The following is a 5,260-nucleotide window of genomic DNA, read 5'->3' on the forward strand; positions in this document are numbered from 1 at the left end:
GCGTCACTGACAGCGAGTGAACTGAAGGCGCGTCTGGCGTCGCATTTACCGGATTACATGGTACCGGCGGCTTATGTTGCGCTGGCTGAGATGCCACTGACGGCGAACGGTAAGGTTGACCGCCGGGCATTGCCCGAGCCGGATGAAAGCGCATTGGTGCGCCGGGAGTATGAAGCACCGCTGGGCGATCTCGAAGAGATGGTTGCTGATATTTGGCAAGCGCTACTTCAGGTTGAAGCCGTCGGTCGTCAGGACAGCTTCTTTGAGTTGGGAGGACATTCATTGCTGGCTGCCCAATTAATTTCAAGAATTCGCAATGAACTGGATTTGGAAGTGCCATTGGTTGAGCTTTTCTCTCATCCCACATTAGCCGCGTTTAGTCAACGTGTGGCTTATATCGGTCTTGCTGAGTTTGATGTCAGCGATTTAATGGATTTAGCAGAATAATGGGAGACATACACCATGAGTACAAATGATGATTTAGGTGCATCGATGAATAATTTGTCTGGCGATGACGTGGTTAAATTATTTGAGTTGGCAAAAGCACGAGGCCTGAAGCGGAAAAAGAAAGAAAAGTCTGCGGCCATTGCTCCTGTAGCCCGCTCTCCGGAAGGAGAGCCTTTAGCGCTGGCACAGCGACGGATCTGGTTTTTGTCGGCAATGGAACCGAGTGCATCCGATGCCTATATTATTAACGGTTCATTCCGGCTGAAAGGTCAGCTGAATATCGCCATATTGCGAGCAACACTGGATCAGATGGTCTCCCGCCATGAATCCCTCAGAACGATTTTTACGACTCGGGATGGTCAGCCCTTACAACGGGTCATGCCTGCGGATGAGGGGTTTTTACTCGATGAGATCTCACGCGATCAAGTTGATCTGATTGATCTCTCCGAGCCTTATCTGCCCCATTTTGATTTATCGGTAGGGCCGCTGGTCAGAGCCGAACTGGTTCATGTTCAGGAACATGAGTTCGTGCTGCGTGTCGCGTTACATCATGCGATAGCCGATGGCTGGTCGATGAGTGTGTTTATCCGCGAAGTCGGCATGCTGTATGCCGCGTTGTGTCAGGGGCAAAGCAACCCGCTGCCGCCGTTACCGATTCAGTTTGCCGATTATGCTCACTGGCAACAATCTTTTGCCGAATCGGTCATTCCCCGTCAACGAGACTACTGGATTGAGCAACTGAAAGATGCGCCTGAGTGTCTGGCGCTCAAAACCGATTTTCCACGCCCGGCAGTGCAAGACCATGCCGGTGCCAGTGTGAATTTCACCTTGGACCGGACATTAACCGCAGCGTTGAAAGCGTTGGGGCAGCGTCATGATACCACCCTGTTTATGACGTTGTTTGCCAGTTGGGCAACGTTGATGAGCCGGCTGTCCAGTCAGGATGATGTGGTGATCGGTGCGCCGGTCGCCGGACGTAATCGCGCTGAGTTGGAAGGCCTGATCGGGATGTTTGTCAATACGCAGGCACTCCGGGTGGATTTAAGTCAGCAGCCCGACACGCCCGCGTTACTGGCACAAGTGAAAGCCACGGCTCTGGCGGCACAGTCCAATCAGGATATTCCGTTTGAACAGGTGGTTGAGGCGACGCTGACAAGCCGGGATCCGGCTTATACACCGCTGTTTCAGGTGATCTTTGCCCTGCAGAACCTGCCGGACTCAACGTTGAGCCTGCCCGGCATTTCCTTATCTCCCGAAGAAGAGCCGTTTAAGACGGCCAAGTTTGATTTGAGTCTGCTCCTCAGCGAATCGGGTGACTCCCTGTCCGGCTATCTGAATTATGCGACTGCCTTGTTTAAACAAGCGACCGTGGAGCGCTATCTCGGCTATTGGATCCGATTACTGCAAGGTATGGTTGAACAGCCCGAATTACCGGTCACCGCGTTACCGATTCTCGGTGAGGATGAATTCCAAACGGTCATTCATCAATACAACCAGACCCGTTACGATTATCCCGCAGATAAGGGCGTTCATGCGCTGTTTACAGAGCAGGTCAGTGCATCACCCGATGCGACAGCGGTGGTGACCGATGATGGCGATCTGACTTATGCCATGCTGGAGGCAAGAGCGAATGCGCTGGCTTACAGACTGCAGACGCTTGGCGTTCAGCCGGGGCAGCGAGTCGCGATGCGGCTGCCTCGTTCCGCTGCTTTGATTCAGGCGGAGCTGGCGGTTCTCAAAGTCGGCGCGGTGTATGTGCCGCTCGATCCGGCTGCCCCGACCGAGCGACTGGATTATGTACTGGACAATAGCGGTGCGACCATTCTGATTGCAGAACCGGGTGCGGCGGCAGATTACCCGTCTCTGAAGGTCTTGGAGATGGATGCGTCGCTGATCACGGAGAGCCGTGATGAACCGGTATCGGTGGCCGTCAGCGGTGAGTCTCCGGCTTATGTCATGTACACCTCGGGCTCAACGGGTCAGCCAAAAGGTGTCGTCGTCCCCCACAAAGGGATCGCGCGACTGGTGCTCAATAATGGTTATATGACGATTCAACCCTCAGACCGTTTTTCGTTCGCGGCCAACCCGGCATTTGATGCCACCACCTTAGAAGTGTGGGCACCGCTGCTTAACGGCGCTGCGGTGGTTGTGATTGAGCAAGACACCTTACTGAATGTCCAGACCTTCGCTCAAGCGCTGACTCAGCATCAGGTCAGTATTCTGTGGCTGACGGTTGGCTTGTTTAATCAGTATGCACAAGGCTTGAAATCAGTATTCCCTAGCCTGCGTTATCTGTTGGTCGGTGGTGATGCACTTGAACCGGCCGTGATTCGTCGGGTGTTGTCTGAGAGTGCACCACAGCATGTGTTGAACTGCTATGGTCCGACAGAAACCACCACCTTTGCTTTAACTCATGAAGTCACTGTCGTGGGTGAAGATGCTGTAAGTATTCCGCTTGGTTATCCTATCGGCAATACGCAGGTGTATTTGTTGAACAGTCAGGGCCAACCGGTGCCACAAGGCGTGGTCGGTGAGTTATATATCGGTGGTGACGGGGTCGCGTTGGGGTATCTCAATCAAGATGAGTTGACCGCAGAGCGTTTTGTGCCTGATCCGTATTCACCGCTACCGAATGCACGGATGTATAAAACCGGCGATTTGGGCTACAGACATCAAGACGGCACGATTGAATTTATCGGCCGGAACGATTTTCAGGTCAAGATCCGCGGATTCCGGATTGAATTGGGTGAAATCGAAGTGGCATTGCTCTCAAGTGGTGCTGATAGTGCGGTTGTGCTTGCCCAAGGTGCGGATGCCGGTTCGAAACGTCTTGTCGCTTATTTTACTACACAAGATCAGCACGTCACGGCAGCCGAACTGAAATCGCGGTTAGCTGAGCGTTTGCCCGATTACATGGTGCCGAAAGCATATGTCGCACTGGATAAAATGCCGCTCAACGCTAACGGTAAAGTTGACCGCAAAGCTCTGCCTGAGCCAGATGAAAGTGCTTTTGTCCGTCAGGCGTTTGCCGCGCCCGAAGGTGTCGTTGAATCCACTTTGGCTGACATCTGGTCCGCGTTACTCGGTGTAGAACACGTAGGCCGGGATGATAACTTCTTTGAACTCGGCGGTCAGTCGTTACTGGCGGTACAAATGATCGAACGGTTACGTCAGCAGGGTTATCAGATGGTGATCCGGGATCTGTTTGCCCGGCCGACTTTGGCGGCACTGGCTGAAACACTGATTGCACTCAACCCGGCTCAGCAGAGCGAGATTCCACCGAATTTGATTCCGGCAGACTGTCAGCATATTACCCCAGAAATGCTGCCGTTAGTGACTCTGGAGCAGTCAGAGATCGATCGGATCAGCCAGACTGTTGTTGGCGGTGCGGCGAATATTCAAGATATTTATCCGCTGGCACCACTTCAGGAGGGGATCTTATTCCACCATTTACTGGCCGAACAAGGTGACCCGTACATTACCCGGTTTATTCAAAGTTTCAGGAATGAAGCGGAAATCGAGACGTTCATGAGCGCACTGCAGCAGGTGGTGCAGCGCCATGACATTTTGCGCACCGCCGTCGTTTGGGATGGCCTGAATACGCCCGTCCAAGTGGTGTGGCGTGAAGCTCCGGTGGTACTGAAAACCCTCAATGCTTCTCAGCTTGATCACGTTGAACAGACCGATGATGTGGCCGAGGCACTGAGCCGTCACTTTGATCCGGCCCGGACCCGGATGGATATTCAGCATGCGCCGATGATTGAAATTTATAAAGTCGCAGATCCGGCGCAAGAGCGCTGGCTGTTGTGCTTTTTATTCCATCATTTATGTAATGACCACACCACGCTGGAATTACTGGTTGAAGAGGTGCAGTCTTACGTGACGGGGCAGGAAGCGCTGCTGCCCAAGCCGCTACCGTTCCGTAATTTTGTCGCGCAAACCACGCTGAACCAGTCTGACCGCGATGACCATTTGCGTTATTTTCAAGCGTTGCTGGGTGACCTTGATGAACCTTGTGTACCATTCGGACTACAGACACAAAGTGAACTGGAAGAAGGGGTTCACGTCGCGATTGAGCCGCATCTGGCGCAGCAGTTGCGCGTGCTGGCGCGTCAGAAAGGTCTGAGTCCGGCTGCATTATTCCATCTCGCATGGGGATTAGTGGTGCGTATGGCCACGGGGCAGGACGATGTGGTTTTCGGCACCGTGCTGTTCGGTCGTATGGCTGGCGGGGAAGGGGCTGATCGCGTGCTCGGAATGTTCCTCAATACCCTGCCGTTACGGCTTTCTTTTGCCGGTGCATCGGCAGAATCGGCACTGACCCAGACACAACAACGGTTGGGTGAATTACTCGAACATGAGCATACTTCATTAGCTTTGGCTCAGCAGTGTAGTGGCTTGAGCAATCAGACGCCATTATTCAGCTCGCTGCTCAACTACCGCTATCAAGGCGGCAGTGCGCAGCATACCGAAGAGACCGATGCGCTGGGTTCGGTGGTCTTCGCTGCTGAAAATACCAACTACCCGTTAACGGTGGCGGTGAACGATATTGTCAACGGCGGATTTTCGTTAGATATTCATGTCAGTCGGCGCGTCGGTGGCGAGCGGATCGGTGCGATGATCGTGACTGCACTGCATGGGTTGGTGAGCACACTGATGACCCAGCCCGATACATCGGTTAGTCAATTGGATCTTTTGCCTGTTGATGAACGTGACAATGTACTGAACCGCTTTAACCAGACCGCCATGCCATATCCCGAGCAAGCGTGTCTGCACCAGTTATTCGAAAAGCAAGCCGCGCAGACCCCTGATG

General features: G+C 53.4%; 2 protein-coding genes. Both read left to right on the forward strand.

The genetic code is table 11. The annotated features are described in order from the left end of the window. Window positions 1-447, forward strand: a 447-nt coding sequence (locus tag AC55NX_RS20360; RefSeq protein ID WP_496997392.1) for a phosphopantetheine-binding protein, incomplete at its 5' end; no start/stop codon positions are given. A 15-nt stretch (window positions 448-462) separates the two neighbouring features. After that, a partial coding sequence (locus AC55NX_RS20365) for a non-ribosomal peptide synthetase (RefSeq protein ID WP_496997393.1) occupies window positions 463-5,260 on the forward strand: 4,798 nt, incomplete at its 3' end.

The organism is Vibrio rubrogenes, assembly GCF_059641415.1.